This window comes from Pseudomonas sp. S30_BP2TU TE3576, from assembly GCF_050436025.1.
In the GTDB taxonomy this organism is placed as follows: Bacteria; Pseudomonadota; Gammaproteobacteria; order Pseudomonadales; family Pseudomonadaceae; genus Aquipseudomonas.
Genome location: NZ_JBNDLK010000001.1, coordinates 3,143,401 through 3,165,000, shown reverse-complemented (window position 1 = coordinate 3,165,000; position 21,600 = coordinate 3,143,401). Strand labels below are relative to the sequence as shown.

At 59.3% G+C, this 21,600-nt stretch carries 9 protein-coding genes and 3 rRNA genes (1 of these 12 only partly in view); 5 read left to right on the top strand and 7 right to left on the bottom strand.

Annotation, left to right across the window (positions count from 1 at the left end; translation table 11 throughout):
* The 3 genes from ABIA48_RS14255 to rrf (ABIA48_RS14245) all read left to right on the top strand — a co-directional run.
* Positions 1–1,918, top strand: a 23S ribosomal RNA gene (locus ABIA48_RS14255) (it extends 976 nt beyond the left edge of the window).
* Between the two features lie 156 nt (positions 1,919–2,074).
* Positions 2,075–2,190, top strand: a 5S ribosomal RNA gene (gene rrf / locus ABIA48_RS14250).
* A 110-nt stretch (positions 2,191–2,300) separates the two neighbouring features.
* Positions 2,301–2,416, top strand: a 5S ribosomal RNA gene (gene rrf, locus ABIA48_RS14245).
* Positions 2,417–2,522: 106 nt separating this feature from the next.
* Here rrf (ABIA48_RS14245) and ABIA48_RS14240 read toward each other — a convergent pair.
* The 5 genes from ABIA48_RS14240 to ABIA48_RS14220 all read right to left on the bottom strand — a co-directional run bounded on the left by ABIA48_RS14240 (position 2,523) and on the right by ABIA48_RS14220 (position 9,580).
* On the bottom strand, positions 2,523–2,990 hold the full coding sequence (locus ABIA48_RS14240; RefSeq protein ID WP_429489440.1) for an SRPBCC family protein: 468 nt from the start codon (positions 2,988–2,990) through the stop codon (positions 2,523–2,525).
* Between the two features lie 23 nt (positions 2,991–3,013).
* Entirely contained in the window at positions 3,014–6,424 is a 3,411-nt protein-coding gene (locus tag ABIA48_RS14235) for a non-ribosomal peptide synthetase (protein ID WP_429489438.1), read from the bottom strand.
* Between the two features lie 13 nt (positions 6,425–6,437).
* Positions 6,438–7,367 (bottom strand): diiron oxygenase, encoded by a 930-nt coding sequence (locus ABIA48_RS14230; RefSeq protein ID WP_429489436.1) that lies wholly within the window; start codon positions 7,365–7,367, stop codon positions 6,438–6,440.
* Positions 7,364–8,140 (bottom strand): DUF3050 domain-containing protein, encoded by a 777-nt coding sequence (locus ABIA48_RS14225; protein WP_429489435.1) that lies wholly within the window; start codon positions 8,138–8,140, stop codon positions 7,364–7,366. The genes ABIA48_RS14230 and ABIA48_RS14225 overlap by 4 nt, the downstream gene beginning before the upstream one ends.
* A gap of 729 nt (positions 8,141–8,869) precedes the next feature.
* Entirely contained in the window at positions 8,870–9,580 is a 711-nt protein-coding gene (locus ABIA48_RS14220; RefSeq protein WP_429489433.1) for a GntR family transcriptional regulator, read from the bottom strand.
* Between the two features lie 195 nt (positions 9,581–9,775).
* On the opposite strand from ABIA48_RS14220, the gene lapG reads away from it, so the two are divergent.
* Positions 9,776–10,468 (top strand): cysteine protease LapG, encoded by a 693-nt coding sequence (gene lapG / locus ABIA48_RS14215; protein ID WP_007992916.1) that lies wholly within the window; start codon positions 9,776–9,778, stop codon positions 10,466–10,468.
* Between the two features lie 14 nt (positions 10,469–10,482).
* Complete coding sequence (gene lapD / locus ABIA48_RS14210; RefSeq protein WP_429489432.1) at positions 10,483–12,429, top strand: cyclic di-GMP receptor LapD; 1,947 nt, start codon at positions 10,483–10,485, stop codon at positions 12,427–12,429.
* A gap of 45 nt (positions 12,430–12,474) precedes the next feature.
* On the opposite strand, the gene ABIA48_RS14205 is transcribed toward lapD, so the two are convergent.
* On the bottom strand, positions 12,475–12,813 hold the full coding sequence (locus ABIA48_RS14205; protein WP_204934940.1) for a tryptophan synthase subunit beta: 339 nt from the start codon (positions 12,811–12,813) through the stop codon (positions 12,475–12,477).
* A 146-nt stretch (positions 12,814–12,959) separates the two neighbouring features.
* Positions 12,960–21,425, bottom strand: coding sequence for a retention module-containing protein (locus ABIA48_RS14200; RefSeq protein ID WP_429489431.1), 8,466 nt, complete (start codon positions 21,423–21,425; stop codon positions 12,960–12,962).
* Between the last annotated feature and the right edge of the window lie 175 nt (positions 21,426–21,600).

Here is a 21,600-nt window from a genome sequence, read left to right as displayed (position 1 = left end):
CCAGACCGTCAGCTAAGGTCCCAAAGTTATGGTTAAGTGGGAAACGATGTGGGAAGGCTTAGACAGCTAGGAGGTTGGCTTAGAAGCAGCCACCCTTTAAAGAAAGCGTAATAGCTCACTAGTCGAGTCGGCCTGCGCGGAAGATGTAACGGGGCTCAAACCATACACCGAAGCTACGGGTATCATCTTCGGATGATGCGGTAGAGGAGCGTTCTGTAAGCCTGTGAAGGTGAGTTGAGAAGCTTGCTGGAGGTATCAGAAGTGCGAATGCTGACATGAGTAACGACAATGGGTGTGAAAAACACCCACGCCGAAAGACCAAGGTTTCCTGCGCAACGTTAATCGACGCAGGGTTAGTCGGTCCCTAAGGCGAGGCTGAAAAGCGTAGTCGATGGAAAACAGGTTAATATTCCTGTACTTCTGGTTATTGCGATGGAGGGACGGAGAAGGCTAGGCCAGCTTGGCGTTGGTTGTCCAAGTTTAAGGTGGTAGGCTGAGATCTTAGGTAAATCCGGGATCTTAAGGCCGAGAGCTGATGACGAGTTACTCTCTGGGTGACGAAGTGGTTGATGCCATGCTTCCAAGAAAAGCTTCTAAGCTTCAGGTAACCAGGAACCGTACCCCAAACCGACACAGGTGGTTGGGTAGAGAATACCAAGGCGCTTGAGAGAACTCGGGTGAAGGAACTAGGCAAAATGGCACCGTAACTTCGGGAGAAGGTGCGCCGGTGAGGGTGAAGCATTTACTGCGTAAGCCCACGCCGGTCGAAGATACCAGGCCGCTGCGACTGTTTATTAAAAACACAGCACTCTGCAAACACGAAAGTGGACGTATAGGGTGTGACGCCTGCCCGGTGCCGGAAGGTTAATTGATGGGGTTAGCTAACGCGAAGCTCTTGATCGAAGCCCCGGTAAACGGCGGCCGTAACTATAACGGTCCTAAGGTAGCGAAATTCCTTGTCGGGTAAGTTCCGACCTGCACGAATGGCGTAACGATGGCGGCGCTGTCTCCACCCGAGACTCAGTGAAATTGAAATCGCTGTGAAGATGCAGTGTATCCGCGGCTAGACGGAAAGACCCCGTGAACCTTTACTATAGCTTTGCACTGGACTTTGAATTTGCTTGTGTAGGATAGGTGGGAGGCTTTGAAGCGTGGACGCCAGTTCGCGTGGAGCCATCCTTGAAATACCACCCTGGCAACTTTGAGGTTCTAACTCAGGTCCGTTATCCGGATCGAGGACAGTGTATGGTGGGTAGTTTGACTGGGGCGGTCTCCTCCTAAAGAGTAACGGAGGAGTACGAAGGTGCGCTCAGACCGGTCGGAAATCGGTCGTAGAGTATAAAGGCAAAAGCGCGCTTGACTGCGAGACAGACACGTCGAGCAGGTACGAAAGTAGGTCTTAGTGATCCGGTGGTTCTGTATGGAAGGGCCATCGCTCAACGGATAAAAGGTACTCCGGGGATAACAGGCTGATACCGCCCAAGAGTTCATATCGACGGCGGTGTTTGGCACCTCGATGTCGGCTCATCACATCCTGGGGCTGAAGCCGGTCCCAAGGGTATGGCTGTTCGCCATTTAAAGTGGTACGCGAGCTGGGTTTAGAACGTCGTGAGACAGTTCGGTCCCTATCTGCCGTGGACGTTTGAGATTTGAGAGGGGCTGCTCCTAGTACGAGAGGACCGGAGTGGACGAACCTCTGGTGTTCCGGTTGTCACGCCAGTGGCATTGCCGGGTAGCTATGTTCGGGAAAGATAACCGCTGAAAGCATCTAAGCGGGAAACTTGCCTCAAGATGAGATCTCACTGGAGCCTTGAGCTCCCTGAAGGGCCGTCGAAGACTACGACGTTGATAGGTTGGGTGTGTAAGCGCTGTGAGGCGTTGAGCTAACCAATACTAATTGCCCGTGAGGCTTGACCATATAACACCCAAGCAATCTGTGAACTCGGAAGAGGCCAGATTGCGGTGTGTGAAGACGCAATGAACCGAAAGTTCGAGATGCTCACAAAACACCAAACTATCACCTACCCAATTTGCTGAAGCGAGGCCAACCGGTCACGACTCAGTACCCGAATTTCTTGACGACCATAGAGCATTGGAACCACCTGATCCCATCCCGAACTCAGCAGTGAAACGATGCATCGCCGATGGTAGTGTGGGGTTTCCCCATGTGAGAGTAGGTCATCGTCAAGATTAAATTCCGAAACCCCTATCTGCGTATGCAGGTGGGGGTTTTGTCTATAGAGTAGAAGCATCAAGAATTCGCTGGCACGTCACTACAGGCGGATCGGCACACAGAATTTCTTGACGACCATAGAGCATTGGAACCACCTGATCCCATCCCGAACTCAGCAGTGAAACGATGCATCGCCGATGGTAGTGTGGGGTTTCCCCATGTGAGAGTAGGTCATCGTCAAGATTGAATTCCGAAACCCCTGTCTGCTAACGCAAACAGGGGTTTTGTCGTTTTAGGGGGTATTGAAAAGCCCGTTGTGGAACATGTCCACAACGGGCTTTTTCACGTCTTACGCAAACAGTTTCAGCACGTTGTTCATCGCATCATCGGCAAAGCCCTGCACGAAACCCTTGAATCCCGGCAGCGCCTCGGCATCGCCCTGTGCCGGTTCGGCGATGATGGTCCAGGTGGCTCGAGACTTGCCCGCATCCAGTGGTTCAACGCTCATCGCAGCCCACAGATTGGCCACGCCCAAGGTGTTGTAGATAGTGGTCCAGGTCATGTGCCGCGCCTGATCGTTCCGGGAATTGAGTTGTTCGACCACCAGATTACCGTCCTTGAAGAACTTCTTGCGCAGCGATGACACCCCTTCGCCGGTCATCTCGATGTGCGACAGCGCGGGGATGAAACGGTCGAAACCGGCAAAATTGCCGACCACGCTCCACACCTGCGCGGCATCGGCGGGCACGTCCACCGAGGACACCACGTGGCAGCCTTGAGGGTTTTTGATCAGGGTATCGGGTTGCAGAGTGCTCATGGTTTTGCTCCGTTTGGGTTGAGTCAGATGAAGTTGATTTCTTTGAGGTAGTCGCAGCCGCGACGCAGCAGCGCCGGGGACTTTTGCGGGTAGTGCGCGCCCATCAGCCGGACACCGGCCTGGGCGTTGTCGTGACCGATCATCGAGATGTCGCCGATGTCCTCCTCGAAGCCGTTGAGGTAAAAACCCAGCACGCCGAACAGTGCGTTGTCACTGTCGACCCGGCCCAGTTGCTGTTGCCACTCGGAGACGCTGACCATCGCGAATTCGTGCCCTGCCTCGCGGAAGGACGCCACGTAGTTGTCCCAACTCAGGGGCTCGGGGTTGTGCAGGTTGAACACTGCTTGTTCCGGCTGATAACGACTGGCGTGGAAGGCGATGAATCGGGCGAGAAAGTCCACCGGCATCAAGTCGAAGTTCAAGGCGAATTCCGGCACCTGGCCAAGCTGGATCGAACCCTTGAGCATCAGCATCAGGCGGTTTTTGTGCGGCTGGCACACGCCCGTGAAGCTGTTGAAGCTGATATTGCCGGGGCGGTAGAGATTGACCCGCACCCCAAGCTCCCGTGCCCGTTCGAGGATTCGTTCGCCGACCCATTTGGACAGGTTGTAGCCGTTCTTGATGTAGATCGGTGGAGTCGGGGCGGCCGGCAACTCAAGCACTCGGCCGTCGGTGGATACCGTGCTGGAGGCCGAGAGCGTCGAGACGAAATTGAAGACTTTTTTGCTGCGTCCTTCACACAAGCGCAAGCACTCGAAAATCGGCTCGACGTTGTCCCGCGCCAGCGACTCGTAATCGAGGACGTGATTGACGTTGGCCGCGTTGTGCACCAATGCGCCGTATTCTCGATCCAGCCGCTGGTAAACCTCTGCCGCCAGACCGAGTTCCGGCCGCGTGATGTCTGCCGCGTAAACTCGTACCCGGCTCATATCCAGATGCTCCAGACGGTTCTCTCGCAACGCCTGGGCAAAGCGCTCGTCCGCCGATTGTCCGTTGCCGTCGCGAACCAGGCAGGCGACTTCACTGGCACCCCAGGCCAACAACGCCTCGACGATGTGCACACCGACAAAACTGTTGGCGCCAGTGACGATCACCTTATGCACATCGCCCATGCGGCTGACGGGCAGCGGCTGAACATCCAGTTCGCGGAAGGCATCGCTCATGGCCTGTTCGCTCAGCACTTCTTCGCTGCCGGAGCCGCGTACCAGTGTCGCCAGCTTCGTGAGGGTGGGCAGTTCGATGAAACGGTTGATCGAGATGCTGCGCCCGAACTCCTCGCGCAGTCGCAGGAGCATGCGCGAGAGCAGGATCGAGTGCCCGCCCAGGTTGAAGAAGCTTTCGTCGGTGGAAATGTCGCTCGTCGGCAGCTCTAGCAACTCGGCCCAGATTTCCAGCAGCAGGGCTTCATCGGCGCTGGCTGGCAAGCGCCGCAGAGGGTTCTCGGTGACGCTCACGGGCAGATCCAGCAGTGCCTTGCGGTCGACCTTGCCATTGCTGGCGTAGGGCATGCTTGTCAGCTCGGTCCATGCAACGGGGTGCATGTAGTCCGGCAGTTGCTGTGTCGCGTGGGCCTTCAACGCTTGGCGAGCGCTGCCGGGGAGGTCTTCCCGAGGTTGGGCGAGGAAGGCCAGAATCCGTCGCTGGCTATCAATGACCACGGCAACCTGGCGGTACAACTGGCTGTCGCGCAAGCAGCGCTCAATCTCTTCCGGCTCGACCCGGAAGCCGCGAATTTTCACCTGATTATCACGTCGACCGCACAGCTCGATCCCTTCAGGCGTCCACTTCGCCATGTCTCCGGTGCGATACACGCGCAGGGTCTGGCCATCAGGCAAGTTCAGGTCCAGATAGCGTTCAGCGGTTTGCTGCGGGTTGTTCAGGTAACCCAGGCACACCCCCGGGCCGGCGATGTACAACTCACCGACGGTCTGTTCGGCTACCGGTTGCAAGTCATCATCGAGAATCAACACCTGGCAGTTGGCGATCGGCGCACCCAGCGAGCGGTTGTTGTCGCCCGTCTGTAGTCGTCGCGCGGTAATCAGCACCGTGGCTTCGGTGGGCCCGTAAAGGTTGTAAAGCTTGCCCTGATGGCTCAGTTGCTCGATGACCCACGGTTCGCAGACATCGCCGCCGGTCATCACATGATCCAGGCACTGCAATTGCTCCAGCGGCAGGATGCTCAACAAGGCCGGCGGTAAAAAGGCATGGCTCAATTGCCGATGACGAATCAGTTCCACCAGTTGCAGTGGATCGCGGCGTTGGTCTTCGCCGGGCACGACCAGCTCCGCGCCTTGCAACAGGGTCGGGAAGATGTCGATCAGCGATGAGTCGAAACCCAACGACGAAAATTGCAACACCCGGCTCTGGCAGGTCAACTGCACATAGTCGGCGTACCAATGGGTGAAGTGTGCAAGGTTGGCCTGGCTGAGCAGCACACCCTTGGGATGGCCGGTGGTGCCCGAGGTGTAGAGCGCCATGCATGGCGCATCGAGGTCAGGACGTTGGCGCATCAACGGTTGAGTGAGGTCTGCGTCACGAACGTCGATGCTGCTGATGTCCAGCCCCGGCATCTCTTTCGCCAGGGGATGCTCGCCGTCATGCAGCAATAACACTGCACCGGCATTCGACAGGATGTACTGCTGACGTTGCAGCGGATGGCTCGGCTCCAGCGGCAGGTACACCGCGCCGCTGCCCAGGATTGCCAGGATCCCGGCATACAGCGCGCTGCATTTTGGCAGGCAAATCCCGATGACTACGGGGCCTCGATGTTGATCCAGCAGCGCTGGCAGACGTTGCTGGATGGCGCGGCTGTGGGCGTGCAACTGGCGGTAGTCGAAGGTGTTGCCGGCGATGCTCAAGGCCGGACGGTTAGCGTTCTGGATGCATTGTTGTTCCAGCCTTTCGATCATCGGCGTTTGCGCGAGTTGTTGCAGTCGTGGGTCGGCTGTGGCGTTCAGGCGATGCACGAACGCGAGGTTGTCCAGGAACCGCAGGCTCTCGATGCGCTCGAAGTGGGCAGGTACCGCAGGTTCGGCGAGTCGAAAATAGTCGGCATCCCGCGAATAGCGGCTGACCAGCAGCGCAACATGGTCAACCAGTGTTGTCATGGCCTGCATACGCAATGCCTGGCCGTTACCCGACGGTTCATCGGCGATGGGTACTCGAGTCAGCAGCGTTGAGCCATGGCAGCACAACAAGTCCAGCGATGGCAGGCCTGAGGCCTGCGGCAGGCCAAGACCCCACTGCAATGTCAGTCGTGGCGCCTGAATGGTGAACTGAAGCGGCGTGCCGTCGTCGATCAGTAGATCCGCATGTCCCGGTATTTCGCCGGGTGCGGATAACCGCGTCAGTGAGTGACCGTGTTGTTCGAGTTCCAGCGCCAGGTCGGTCAGGGCCTGGCTTTGTCCGGTGAGCAAGATGTCGAGACGTCTCATGATGGGCTCCTCGTCAAACCAGGTAGTCGCTGAGGGCGGTTTGTACGCACGGCGAATCAAGCAGCGAACTGCTGTGGAAAAACCGCACGATGTTGGCCACCAGCGGGTGATGGCGATTGATCGGGAACGCCAGTGCCGATATTTCGCTCTTGAGCGCGTGGCGTGCCACGTCGTTGATCTGCAGCGCGTCGATCAAGCGGAAGTCGAACGATTTCTGAATGTCATTGGTCAGGTAATGGCCAATGAAGATCGGCAGGATCTGCGCGATGCACTGGCGGTCGTCTGCCCTTGCGGTATGCCAGTAGATACGTACCAGTCGCGCCCAAAAACCGGAGTGACGCCCCTCGTCCAGCAAGTGATCGGCCATCAGGCCCTTGATCGATTGCTTGACTGTGGCGTCCTTGGCGAACGCGGCGACATCACCGGTCACAGTGTTTTCGGCGATGGCCACGCAGATCAGTTCTACGGCGCTACGAAGATGCTCCGGTGCGAGCGCCACGGCCGCCGGTATCGCTCGGCTCAGTTCGATCTCATTCGGCAATTCGATGGGGCCGATACCGGTCATGGCGATGGTCTGTTGCATGAAATCCATCGCCACCAATGCGTGGTAGTCCTCGTCCACCACGACAGTCATGGCATCGTAGCGGCAGGCAAACGGGAACTCGACCGCGAAGCGATTCTTGGCGATGCTGCGGGCGGTTTTGTCGACGATCTCGGTTTCGAAAATCACCACATCGTTGATGAATTTGTAGAGCGTCTGCACCAGGGCGAAGTCGCGCTGTTCCGGGCATTCGCGCAGAAAGGTTTCGCTCAGCACCAACGGTTGGCGGCTCAAGGGGTAGATCAGTTTGTCGTCGTTCTCCAGCACGCGGCGCGGGCGGGTGCGGATGGTCGCGCGGCTTTCCCAGGCATCGGCGAAGGATTGGTAGTCGGCGGCGTTCATGCGCTCACCTCCGTGACGGATTCGTTCATGCTCAGGCGCAACCCGTCCCACAAGGCAATACGACTTTCCACGGCAGCGATGGCGCTGGCATACACATCTTCCTGCCGTTGCGGGTTGCTATCGATCAGTCGCGACAGGAGCTTTTCCGCCGCCGGGCCGTGATCTTCGGAATCGACCTCAATGTGCCGTTCGAGGTAGTAACGGAAGGTCGGTGCCTGCTCGATGCCGATACCCCAGTCGTCGAGGATGCGCTGGAACATCTGCGGGATAACGCTCTCGCGACCGTGCAGAAACGCCGCCGCCACACTGTGACCTGGCGCATGCAGCGCTGTATGCAGCGTATGGCGTACGAAATTTGCGGCCGCCGGCCCGACGTTGACGCTCTGCAAGGCCACGTCGTAGCTCACACCCTCTTGCTGCAGAGCCACGAAGCGTTCGATGGCAACGGTGCATGCGCCGACTTCACGCATTGCATCCAGGTACAACTCGAAGTGGCTGTAGTGACCCTGGGCCGGGCGATCATCCGACTCCTCACCCAGCACGATCTCGTTGATCAACCGCGCTGCCTGGGGATCCTGCGGCGGCAACCAGGGCAACTGCACGCAGGTCAGTTCCTGTTGCAGACGTTTGGTCAGCGACATGAAGTCCCATACGGCAAATACGTGGGTTTCCATGAAGTGTCGCAGGGCCGGTAGCGAATGTATTTCAGAGAAGATCGGGTGTTCGCTAAGTTCGGCTTTTTTTTGAATCAGACGTTCTTTAGTTGGTTTCATGGATGAGCCTGTAAGTGATTTGAGGTGAGCAGTAATCAAGCACGGAAGTTCGCTTGAAGTTTTCTTGTGGCGAGCGGGTACCTCAAACGAATTGATCTTTGTAAGTGCTATGGATGCCGAGTAGTCGAGGCGTTGCTGTCGCTTGTTGCTGGCAGCGAAGAAAAACTAATACACATATAAAGTGTCAATCAAGTTGTTTTGACATTATTTTAATGTTCAACTTTTTGAGGGGCGATAAGTTCCGATAAAACTTTTTATATAAGTTTTATTTTGGCGTAGTTACTCCTTCCGGCCTATTTAGGTCAGAATTAAATAAAGAGTGAATACCTCACTCGAAGTAACTTTTAACGGGCGTCGTAGGGGGTGTCTGAGGGGTGGAAGCAGGTCGCTAGTGATGCCGATCCTTCCGTTCCCGTAATGAGGCTCCTTCCTTCGTTTCTGGGGGTGGGGGCTACGCCATTCGCACGGAGCATCCCCCCGTTTTATGGTGTCTTGGTTACCCAGAGTGGGCGTAAATCGAGGCGGCCGCCATTACTGAGGCATCACGCAATTGCTGCAATGGTCAGGTTTGAAGACGGCGGGGCGTTGGGGTGTGGTATGGCGCCGCGAGAGCAGAGTGGAATGGGCGCAGGGGATTTGTAATCAAATTATTCGCGGAGCACATTCGGCGGAATGTGCGGCAAGCGAGGATGCACCGTTCGGTGCGCTTCCCGGTATTGCCGCCGCGGGTTACTTCGATTTGTTTCTGGCCTGGGCTTCAGGGCTGTTGAGGTAGCGCGTAATGACCTCGACCCCTCGGTTCAGGTGATGTTCAAGCAGTTTCACGGAGCGTTCGACGTCCCGGTCTTCGGCGGCCTGCAACAGTGCCTGATGGTCGTCCTGGGACAGTTTGCCCAAGCCCATGGCCTCCAGGTTGAAACGCAGGAAACGCTCTTCTTCATTCAGGCCGTCTTCAACCAGTTTCAACAGCCGGCGATTGGGAGCGCGGCTGTAAAGCGTCATGTGGAACAGGCGATTGAGCCGGCCGATTTTGGAGTAGTCGTTTTCCGTTTCCAGTTCGTCGATGTAACGGGCAGCCTGTTCGAGATCTTCGTCCTGGAGCAGTGGTACCGAGAGGCGCAGGGCTTCGGATTCCAGCAGGATGCGCAGCGCGTAGGTTTCCACGGCGTCGCCCTGGACCAGTGGCGCGACCACGGCGCCCTTATGGGCAACCACGTTGAGCAACGATTGTGCCTCGAGCTGGCGCAATGCCTCGCGTACGGGCATGCGGCTGACGCCAAACAGGTCGGCGAGGTCTTGCTGGCGCAGGGCTGCACCGCAGGGAATGCGCCCGTCGAGAATCGCCGAGCGCAGGGTTTCTTCGATCACTGAGCGTGCCGAGTGTGCGGGAATCGGCCCGTTGACCTTGATACTGCTGAGAGGGTTGGGCTTTTGTGTCACTAAACGCACCCTGATTGATGAAAATTTTTGGATCCAAGTGACACTAGTGACTGACTGACGGCTTGTCAAACAAGCGAACGAGTGCCTTTCTTGCAGTTTAGCGCGCCGCCAGTGATCTCACCGTGCCATTGTTTTTTTCCGGTCTAACCTTCACCATTCAAACAACTCCCTCCTGCTTACCCTGGATGCTTCGCATTGGCGGCAAGTTTAGCGATCCCCCGGATTTTACGCTGGTTGTGCAGCGCCTTGCTGCTGGCAGGCGTGATGCTGGGCAGCTTGAGTGCCGATTGGGATTTTTCCCTGATCAGCCGGCGGGCGCAGGCATTGTACGGACCTTTGGGAGAAGGTCAGCAACGCATTAATGATTGGCAATACTTATTGGCCAGCCAGAAACAGCTCGGCGAGCTGGAACAACTCAATGTGGTCAATCGCTTCTTCAATAAACAGTTGCGATACGTTGAAGACATCGACCTGTGGCACGAAGTCGACTACTGGGAAACTCCGATCGAAGCACTCTGGAAAGGCGCCGGCGACTGTGAAGACTACGCTATTGCCAAGTACTTCAGCCTGCGTCACCTCGGTGTAGCCAGTGAAAAGTTGCGCATTACCTATGTCAAGGCACTGACTCAGAACCGCGCGCACATGGTGCTGACCTACTACTCAAGCCCGGAGGCCGAGCCCCTGGTGCTCGACAGCCTGATTGATGCAATCAAGCCAGCCAGTCAACGGAAGGATTTGCTGCCGGTCTACTCTTTCAATGCAGAAGGGTTGTGGTTGCCGGGTGCCAAGGGCAACAAAAAGGTCGGCGATACCAAACGCCTTTCGCGTTGGCAGGATGTGTTGAAAAAAATGCAGGCCGAAGGATTCCCGGTCGAGACGAATAACTAGGAGCACGCGCTCAGATGTCTTTGTTCAAACAGCTGTTGATTGCTATCTGTCTGTTCCTGGTGGTCGCTTTCACCGGCAGTTTCATGGTCAGTCTGGAGAGCTCGCGTACTCAGTACGTCAACCAGTTGCGCTCCCATGCCCAGGACGCCGCGACGGCGCTGGCGCTTTCCCTGACACCGAACATCGACGACCCGGCGATGGTCGAGTTGCTGGTCAGCTCGATTTTCGACAGCGGTTACTACGCGAGTATCCGCGTGGTCGATTTGAAGACCGACCAGACCCTGGTTGAGCGCACAGGCATTCCGGCGGTGAACAACGTTCCGGACTGGTTCGTCAGACTGATCGGCCTGGAGCCCGCCGGTGGTGATGCGATCGTCAGCCGCGGCTGGGAACAGGCTGCCCGGGTCGAGGTGGTCAGCCACCCGATGTTCGCGTTGGCCAAGTTGTGGCAAAGCGCGTTGGGCAGCCTGGGCTGGTTGCTGCTATGTGGCGCGGTCAGTGCAGTACTCGGCGCGCTGTTGCTGCGTCAGCAATTGCGACCGCTGGATTACATGGTCAAACAATCCCACGCCATCGCCCGCCGGGAGTTCCTCAGCCTGCCGGAACTACCGCGCACCCCCGAGCTTCGCCGGGTTGTGCAGGCCATGAACCAGATGGTCGAGAAGCTCAAGGCACTGTTCCAGGAGCAGGCCGAACGCAGTGAAAAACTACGAGTCGAGTCCTATCAGGATTCGTTGACCGGGCTGGCCAACCGGCGTTATTTCGAGATGCAACTGAATGCGCGGGTGAGCAACCCGGAACAGGCCAGTTCCGGTTACCTGCTGCTGTTGCGGGTCAAGGATCTGGCCGGTCTCAACCAGCGTCTCGGTGGCCAGCGCACTGATGAAGTGCTCAAGGCTGTCGGTGAGCAACTGTCTCGCGAGTGCGCCAGGTACCCGGAAACCCAGAACCTGGTGACCCGTATCCGCGGCGGCGAATTTGCCGTGTTGGCACCGGGGCTGGTGCGCGAAGAGGCGCTGCAACTGGCACAGAACCTGGACAGTGCCTTGGCCAGTCTTCATGCAACTGGCGCTACCGATGTGCCAGCGGTGGCGTCTATCGGTCTGGCGCCTTTTGCTCATGGCGACTCCCCGCAGTTCGTGCTCAGCCTCGCTGATCAGGCGCTGGCGCAGGCCGAAGGCCAAGGCGAGCAGAACTGGGCTTGTATCGAACACAGCCTTGCGGCCAGTGTCGGCGACGATCACCACGCCTGGCATCGCATGCTCGACCAGGCGCTGACACAGCGGCGTTTCGAGCTGTATTTCCAACCGGTAGTGGCCGCCCGGGACACGCAACTGGTACTGCACTACAAAGTGTTGTCGCGACTGCTCGACGAACAGGGTCAGACCATTCCCGCCGGGCGTTTCCTGCCGTGGCTGGAGCGCTTCGGCTGGACCGCGCGCCTGGATCGGCTGATGCTCGAACAGGTGTTGGAGCAAATGAGCGGGCATGAGGAGTCGCTGGCGTTGAATCTGTCGTCGGCTACTCTGGCCGACCCGCAGGCGCAAAACAAAATCTTCGAGATACTGCGTGCACATTCCAGCCTTGGCCCGCGTCTGACCCTGGAGATCGGTGAAGAGCAGCTGCCAGACCAAGTGGTGCTGGAGCAATTGACCCGGCGCCTGCGCGAACTCGGGTTCTCCCTGAGCCTGCAACGTTTTGGTGGGCGCTTCAGCATGATCGGCAACCTGGCTCGGCTGGGGCTGGCGTACTTGAAGATCGATGGCAGCTATATTCGGGCCATAGATCTGGAGAGTGACAAACGCCTGTTCATCGAGGCGATCCAGCGAGCGGCGCACAGCATCGATTTGCCGCTGATTGCCGAGCGGGTCGAGACTGAAGGCGAGTTGTCGGTGATTCGCGAGATGGGGCTATACGGTGTGCAGGGCCAGTTGTTCGGCGAGCCCAGGCCCTGGGGTTGATGTGATCGGTCCCACACAGGGCGTGGGAATGATCGAAGGGGCGTGTCAGATGAGCCCGGCCTCTTCGTCATCGATCAATTGGCTCAAGCCACCCAAGGCCTCACGGGCCTGGTTTCGGTCCATGAGCTTGGCCTGGGCCGCTGTTGGCAGGTCGGTGACGCGGATCACGCCTTTCTGGGTCAGCACCTGAATCAAGTCATCGAGTACCCGAATCATTTCCAGGTCACTTTGCTTGAGCTGTTTGAGGCTGTTTTCCACAGCCGCATTGGCAAACCAGGCCTGGATTTCATGATGGTCGGCCGGCAGCGTTTCCGTGGCCCCAGCGTAGGCGGCGGGTTCCACGCGTACCAACAGGCCCTGCGCATCGCGTTGCACGTAAAACATTGAGCATCCCTCAGAATTGAGCCAGCGTCGTGCTGTCAGCAGCATAGGTCAACTGCATGCCAGTATGTGGCGCGGCGACGAAATCGTCACCGGGCAGTGGACGCAAACGTGACGGCTGCCCCATGAGGGGCGGCCGTTTTCCTGCATCAGCTGTTGTTGTGATCGACCTTGATGGTTGGGTCGCTACCGGCAATCAGGTTGTGCAGGTTGGCGCTTGACCAGTTGTTGCCTTCCAGTTTGATCGTCGCGTCCGGTGTGGCGGCTGCGGTGTTGCCCGAGTTGAACTGGCCGGTCGAGCTGACTTGCAACGACGACACACCATCGACCGTGGTGATCTTCAGGAAGTTGTCGATGGTGCTGCCGGTTTCGCCCTGCAACAGATCGCGCAGGTCGATCCGGTCACCTTCGCTGGCCTTGAAGTCCTTGATCACGTCGTTGCCGGTGTCGCCCGCTTTCCAGACGAAGGTATCACCACCGGAACCACCGATCAGGATGTCGTTGCCCTGTCCGCCCATCAGCGTGTCGTTGCCGGTGCCGCCATCGAGGTTGTCGTTGCCGCCCGAGCCGAACAGGATGTCATTGCCCGCGTCACCCAGCAGGGTGTCATTGCCGTCATGGGCACCCGACACATCGAACGCGGTGTAGTGCTCGGTGATGTACTGGTGCACATTGCTGGTGGTGATTTTGCTGACGTCCACGCCGGTTTGCTGCGCCACGAAGGCCTGGATCGCCTGGTAACCCTCGCCGGCAATGCCGTTGAAACTCACCAGGTCGCCGAACAGGATGTCGTTGCCGTCGCCACCGCTGACGGTGTCGTTGCCCGGCATCGTCGCCTCGGTGTGGCCGATGATCGAGTTGGCCAGATCCTTCGGGTCGATGTTGGTTTGTGGCGTTTGATCCGAATCGTACGGCTTCAGGTCGTTGAGCGTCACATCCTTGTTCAGGCCAATGGCCTCGACACTCGACAGGTTGCTCAGCAATGTAAAGCTGCTGCCGGAGTTGCTGGTGGTGTCCCCGTCGGTGCTGCTGCCGTCGCCGTCACGACCCGAAAACTCGTAGGTGCCGTCGCCCTGGGCATGCAGATAGCCGAAGTCCTTGGATGACCAGTTATTACCGTTGCCATGGCCATTGCCGTTGCCGTTGCCGTTGCCGTTGCCGTTGCCGTTGCCGTTGCCGTTGCCGTTGCTGTTGCCGTTGTCGTTGCCGTTGCCGTTGCCGTTGCCGTTGCTGTTGCTGTTGCTGTTGCTGTTGCTGTTGCTGTTGCCGTTGCCGTTGCTGCTCTTGGTCCAGACCGTCACGTAGCCCGAGGCGGTAATGTCAATCTGGTGCGTGCTGTCGGGGAACAGGCTGATCGCTTTACCCAACTGATAGTTGCTGGTGGTGATCAGGCTATCGAGTGTTGTGCTGCCATACAGGGTCGGGTTGGTCGACTCGCCGCTCTGGTAGTAAGTCGGTTTGCCGTCGGTAATGAAATACGTGAGGTTCTTTGCCCCGGTGTTGGCCACGGCGTCCGCACTCTGGAACCAGTTGGCCGTGGTTTTGAACACGTCCTCGTAGTTGGTGCCGCCGCCGGACGACATCGAGTCCAGAATCGACTTCAACTGTGTCAGCGCATTCGGGTCATTGAGGTTCACCGACACCGACTCGTTGACCTGGGTGTCGAAGTCCACCAGGAAGATGTTCACCGTACCCGAGTTGCTGCCCAGGCTTTGCTTGAGGGTATTGAACACCGACGTCAGCGAGTCCTTGGCCGAGTTGATCGACGAGGAGCTCATGCTGCCGGAGCTGTCGACCATGAACGCGATGTTGTAGTTGGTGCCTGGCACTACGGTCAGGCCGCCGATGTCGGCGACCATGATGTCATTGCCGTCGGTGCCGGTGATAGTGTCATCGGCCGCGGTGGCGGTGACGGCGTTATAGACCGTCGGGTACACGGTCACAGGAATCTGCGAAGTGCTGCTGGCCGAACCACCCAGGGCCTCGGTGGAGGTCGAGGTCACGGTCAGGTTGAACTGGCCGTTGAAGTACGCGGGTGGAGTGACGGTCAGAGAGCCGAGGCTCCAGCCCGTCACGTTGGCCTCGCCATTGGTCGCGGTGACCGTGAAGGTATGTCCTGCGCCGTCAGTGAGCACCGAGCCGACCGGCATGCCGCTGATCTTCAGGCTCAGGGTTTCCGAGCCGTCGGTGTCGGTCAACGCGGTGGTGATGGCGGACAATTTCACACTGGTGCCTTCGGCGCCGGTATTGAGTTTGTAACCGTCGTAGTAGCCTTCGCCATTGGTGCCGTGCAAGTCGGCCACGGTCACACCGGCATTCACCAGATCCGACACACCGGTGTAAATCGGTACGCCGGCACTGCTCAGGTCGATCGGCGTACTGCCATTGACCGACAGGTTGACGTCATAGCTGCCCGGGCCGCTCTGGTTGTGGTGGTAGATGTCCAGGGTGTAGTAGCCGCTGGTCGTCGGGGTGAACGAACCATTGAGGTTGCCGCCCGCGCCCCACGTGATTGCGGCTACGTTCTTGCCGCCGATGGTCACCAACAGGCTGTCATCGCCGGTACCGCTGAAGGTGTAGGTCTTGCCGGCTTCGAGGTAGATCAGGCCGGAGGTTTTCGACGCCGTGCCGGCGGTCACGCTACCGTCGGACTGCACGTTGGTCACGGTGCCTTTGGAATTCGCTGTGCCAGCGGCGTCGATCACGTTTTTCAGCGTGGTCGAGTCCGCGCCGCTGCCGCTGGTACCCAGACCCGAAAGACCGGTCCAGACTTCCTTGATCAACCCGGTGGACTTCACGCTGTTGTCGGCAACGCTCAGGGTCGGCGCATCCGCCACCGGGGTGATGTCGATCTTGATCGTGCCGGTGTTGCCCGGCACCTGGCCGTCAGCTGGCTGGAACTTGATCTGTGCGTAGTCAGCCTGGTTGTTGCCCAGGCCGGTACCGCCATATCCGTCCACGCCCGACTCGTTGGCATCCGGCGTGAAGCGCAGTTTGCCGGCGTCGATATCAGCCTTGCTGAACGTCTGGTTGGTGGCGACATCTTTCCAGGTCGAGCCGTCCAGGTACTGCAGTTTGCCCTCGCCCGGCAACTGGGTGATTTTTACGCCCAGGCCGGCGGCCGGGCTGTCGACGTCGCTGACACCGAAAGTCGACCAGCCGAGGATCAGCGGCGTGTCTTCGGTGCCGGTGACGTTGACCGGTGCGGCGACCGGCGCGTCATTGACCGCCACCACGTTGACCGTGGTGGTCGCGGTGTTGGAGTAGTTGCTGCCATCGGTCACCGTCACGGTGATGATGCGCGGCACGGTACTCGGATCTTCACTGTTGTTGGTGAAGGTGATGTTCTTGATCTGCTGCATGTAGTCGGCCAGCGTCGCGTTGCCCGACAGGGTCAGGGTGACGGTGCCATTAGTGCTGTTGGCATTGATGGTGATGCCGTTGACGCTGTTGCCAAGGTTCAGCGCATCGCCGTCCTGACGGTTGGTCAGCACGATCGTTGCGCCGTTCAGCAGGGTGCTGTCCGGGTCGGTGAGGCTCAGATCGGTATCGCCGATCGACACGCCTGGACCGGCCGTGTTTTCGCTGAACGTCACCTTGTAATCGGCCCCGGTGGCGCCACTGGAGTTATTGGCGTCGAGGTCCAGCACTGGCGGTGCATCGTTGTCGATGATCGAAGTGCTGACGCTGCCGTTGGACGGGCTGACAGCCAGGTTCTCGAAATTGCCACCGGTGGCCGAGTCGATCTTGACCACGAAGTTTTCGGTGCCTTCGGTGATCTTGTCATCGATGGTCGCGAGGTTGAAGTTGGCGCTGCTGGCACCCGCCGGGATCTTCACGGTGTACACACCGCTGAAGTCAGAACCGTCGGCAGCGGTACCGCTGTAGACGATTTTCAACGTCACTTCGGTCTGGGCCGGATGAGTCAGGCTGACGGTATAAGAGGCAGTCTGCCCTTCGGTTACCGAGGCGCTGCCGCTGATGCTGACAGTGGTGGTGTCGTTGAAGTCGCTGACGCTGGTCGACACTGGCGTCTTGTCCGTGCCGAGGGCTTCAAGGTTGCCGCCGCTGGCAGTCTTGATTGATTCGGTAACGGTTGGAGCGCCGTTGTAGACGTCGTTGCCGACCGTCACTGGCAGGGAGCCGGAGCTCTGGCCGACGGCGATGGTGATCACGTTGCCGCTGTCCAGCGTGACGGTGACCGGGGTGTCATGTGCAGTGACAGGGGCGCCATTCTTGTCGGTGATGGTCGCGGTATACGTGATCGTGCCGTTCTCGCTTACCGATGGGGTTGCAGTCAGGGTCACGGTGGTGGCGTCGTTGACGTCTGTGACCGTGGTGGTGACCGGCGTTTTCACCGGGTTGATCGCTTCGAGGTTGCCACCAGTGGCGTCCTTGATGGACTCGGTGACAGTGGTTGGCCCTTTGTAGACGTCGTTGCCGACGGTCACTGGCAGGGAGCCAGAGCTTTGGCCGACGGCGATGGTGATCACCTTGCCGCTGTCCAGGGTGACGGTCACCGGACCGTTTTGCGCGGTGACCGGTTGGCCCTGAGCGTCGGTCAGGGTGGCGGTGTAGGTGATGGTGCCGTTCTCGTCCACGCTTGGCGTCGCGCTCAGCGTCACCGTGGTGGTGTCGTTGACGTCAGTGACCGTGATGGTCACCGGGGTCTTCACCGGATTGATCGCTTCGAGATTGCCGCCGACTGCGTCCTTGATGGACTCGCTGACGGTGGTCGGGCCTTTGTAGACGTCGTTGCCGACGGTCACCGGCAGGGAGCCAGCGCTTTGGCCAACGGCAATGGTGATGACCTTGCCGCTGTCGAGGGTCACGGTCACCGGACCGTTGTGCGCGGTGACCAGCGCGCCGTTCTTGTCGGTCAGGGTGGCGGTGTAGGTAATGGTGCCGTTTTCGTCCACGCTCGGCGTGGCGCTCAGGGTCACGGTGGTGGTGTCGTTGACGTCGGTGACCGTGGTGGTGACCGGCGTTTTCACCGGGTTGATTGCTTCGAGGTTGCCACCGACTGCGTCCTTGATGGACTCGGTGACGGTGGTCGGGCCTTTGTAGACGTCGTTGCCGACGGTTACTGGCAGGGAGCCGGAACTCTGGCCAACGGCGATGGTGATCACCTTGCCGCTGTCGAGGGTGACGGTGACCGGACCGTTCTGCGCGGTGACCGGTTGGCCCTGAGCGTCGGTCAGGGTGGCGGTGTAGGTGATGGTGCCGTTCTCGTCCACGCTCGGCGTGGCGCTCAGCGTCACCGTGGTGGTGTCGTTGACATCATTGACCGTGGTGGTCACCGGGGTCTTCACCGGATTGATCGCTTCGAGGTTGCCGCCGTCGGCCGATTTAATCGACTCGGTGACGGTGGTCGGGCCTTTGTAGGCGTCGTTGCCGACGGTGATCGGCAGGGAACCGGAACTCTGGCCAACGGCGATGGTGATCACTTTGCCGCTGTCGAGGGTCACGATGACCGGACCGTTCTGCGCGGTGACCGGTTGACCCTGGGCATCGGTCAAGGTGGCGGTGTAGGTGATGGTGCCGTTTTCGTCCACGCTCGGCGTCGCGCTCAGCGTCACCGTGGTGGTGTCGGTGACGTCGGTGACCGTGGTGGTCACCGGCGTTTTCACCGGATTGATCGCTTCGAGATTGCCGCCGACTGCGTCCTTGATGGACTCGCTGACGGTGGTTGGGCCTTTGTAGACGTCGTTGCCGACGGTCACTGGCAAGGAGCCGGAACTCTGACCTTCGGCGATGGTGATCACCTTGCCGCTGTCGAGGGTCACGGTCACCGGACCGTTCTGCGCGGTGACCGGTTGGCCCTGGGCATCGGTCAAGGTGGCGGTGTAGGTGATGGTGCCGTTCTCGTCCACGTTCGGGGTGGCGCTCAGGGTCACGGTGGTGGTGTCGTTGACATCGGTGACGGTGGTGGTGACCGGGGTCTTCACCGGGTTGATCGCTTCGAGGTTGCCGCCGTCGGCCGATTTAATCGACTCGGTGACGGTGGTCGGGCCTTTGTAAACGTCATTGCCGACGGTTACTGGCAGGGAGCCAGAACTTTGGCCGACGGCAATGGTAATGACCTTGCCGCTGTCGAGGGTCACGGTGACCGGCGTGTTGTGCGCGGTGACCGGCTGGCCCTGGGCGTCGGTCAAGGTGGCGGTGTAGGTGATGGTGCCGTTTTCGTCCACGCTCGGCGTCGCGCTCAGGGTCACCGTGGTGGTGTCGTTGACGTCATTGACCGTGGTGGTCACCGGGGTCTTCAGCGGATTGATCGCTTCAAGGTTGCCACCAGTCGCGTCCTTGATGGACTCGCTGACCGTGGTCGGGCCTTTGTAGGCGTCGTTGCCGACCGTCACCGGTAGGGAGCCAGAGCTTTGGCCGACGGCGATGGTGATCACCTTGCCGCTGTCGAGGGTCACGGTGATCGGCGTGTTGTGCGCGGTGACCGGTTGGCCCTGGGCATCGGTCAGGGTGGCGGTGTAGGTGATGGTGCCGTTCTCGTCCACGCTTGGGGTGGCGCTCAGGGTCACGGTGGTGGTGTCGTTGACGTCGGTGACCGTGGTGGTAACCGGCGTCTTCACCGGGTTGATCGCTTCGAGGTTGCCGCCGGCTGCGTCCTTGATGGACTCGGTGACCGTGGTCGGGCCTTTGTAGACATCATTGCCGACGGTCACTGGCAAGCTGCCGGCGCTCTGACCTTCAGCGATGGTGATCACCTTGCCGCTGTCGAGGGTCACGGTGACCGGACCGTTTTGCGCGGTGACCGGCTGGCCCTGGGCATCGGTCAGGGTGGCGGTGTAGGTGATGGTGCCGTTCTCGTCCACGCTCGGCGTTGCGCTCAGCGTCACCGTGGTGGTGTCGACTTTATCGGTAACCGTTGTTTCAACCGGCGTCTTGTTTGAACCCAGATTTTCGAAGTCGCCGCCGGTGGTGCCAGTGATCGAGGTTTTGATCGGCTCAGCGCCGTTGTACGCATCGTTCGGCGCGTTGACGTTGATACTGGCGCCGGACTGACCAACAGGGATGGTGATCGTTTCGCCATTGGCCAAGGTTACGACCACGTCAGAACCAGTCACTTTCACCAGGTTGCCCTGTGCGTCAGTGATGGTAGCGGTGTAGGTGATCGGCCCTCCTTCAACGGTGCTTGGCGATGCGGTGAGGGTGACGGCGGTGTCGTCAATTCTGTCGGTGCCAGTCGTCTCGACCGGCGTTTTGTCGGCGCCAAGGTTTTCGAAGTTGCCACCGCTTGTGGTGGTAATTTCGGTCTTGATCGGTGCCGCGCCAGTGTACACATCGTTCGGCGCGTTGACGTTGATGCTGGCACCGGACTGGCCGACAGGGATGGTGATCGTTTCGCCATTGGCCAACGTAACGATAACGTCTGAGCCTGTCACTTTTACCGGGTTGCCTTGGGCGTCGATGATGCTGGCGGTATAAGTAATTGCGCCGGTTTCCGACACGGTTGGAGTCGCGGACAGGGTGACAGTGGTGTTGTCGATCGAGTCAGTGATGGACGTCAGCGCTGGCTCTTTACTCGACACCAGGTTTTCAAAGTTGCCGCCGGTGGTACCGGTGATGGTGGTACTGACGGTGCTGCCGTTGACGTAAACATCATTGGCCGGGGTATCGACTACGACAGTGCCGGTGGTTTTGCCCGCTTCGATGGTAATGACCGCGCCGTTGGACAGGGTGACGGTCACCGGCGTCTGTGCCGGATTGGTCAGCGTTGCGGTGTAGGTGATCTGGCCACCTTCGGTGACGGTGTTGCCAGCCGTCAGGGTGACCGTGGTGGTGTCGACGGTGTCGGTGACCAAGGTCGCGGCCGGGGTGGTCGGCGGCGTCACAGTGATGCCGCTACCGCCGTTGGTGCCGGTGACAGTTACGTCGATCTGGGTCGCGTCGTTATAAACAGTGTCGTTCGGAGCCAATGGCACGTTGACGGTGCCGGTGGTTGCGCCCGCGGGAATCACGATCACCGCGCCGTTGGACAAGGTAATGGTCAGGTCACTCAGCGGTGCCTGGGTCAGGGTCGCGGTGTACACCAGCACGCCACCGGCTTCAGTGATGGTTGGCGTGGCGCTGAGGCTCAGGGTCGACTCGCGCAGGGCGTTGGCGGTGGTGCTGGTGGTCTGGCCGCCGGTGGTGTCCTGAGTGGTTTGCGCAGCAGAGTTGATACCCGCGGTCGGGAAGCCGATGGTCGGGTCGACGCGGCCAGCAGTGGCGTCGAGCATCACGAAGCTGTGACCGCCACCGACGGCACTGCCAGAACCTGCGGCCGTCGGGCCGGCGGCGGTGGCTTCAAGGTCTTTGGTCGGGTCGGCACCGGCGGCAATGGCTTGCTGCAGTTCTTCAACGGACGGCGCGGCTTGCGCAGTGGCGGCTGCCAGATCAGTGCCGGAGTCAGGGGCGTCAGCGCTCCACTGGGTGTCACGGCCCAGATCGAGTGTGCGGCCATCGGCCAGTTCCAGGGACACGGCACCGGAAAGGCCAGTATCGATCCGGTCACCGGCGAACAGCTTGTCGCCTTCAACGAGAACACGGCGGACGCCCTCTGGGGACACCACGAAAACCTGACCGACAATGCTTTTGACGATGGCAACAACACTGCTCATTGAAGACTCTCCGGGGTGTCACGTTCAGTTGACTTCCATAGAGCTGATGGCGCCTGCGCCGACCAGTCTGGACGTACATTGCAAAATGAGCGCACAAGTTTGACGCATAAATTCGTCAATAATTTGGCTAGAATTTTTAGTTATTAACTTTATGCCAAACTATTGACCTTCTCGG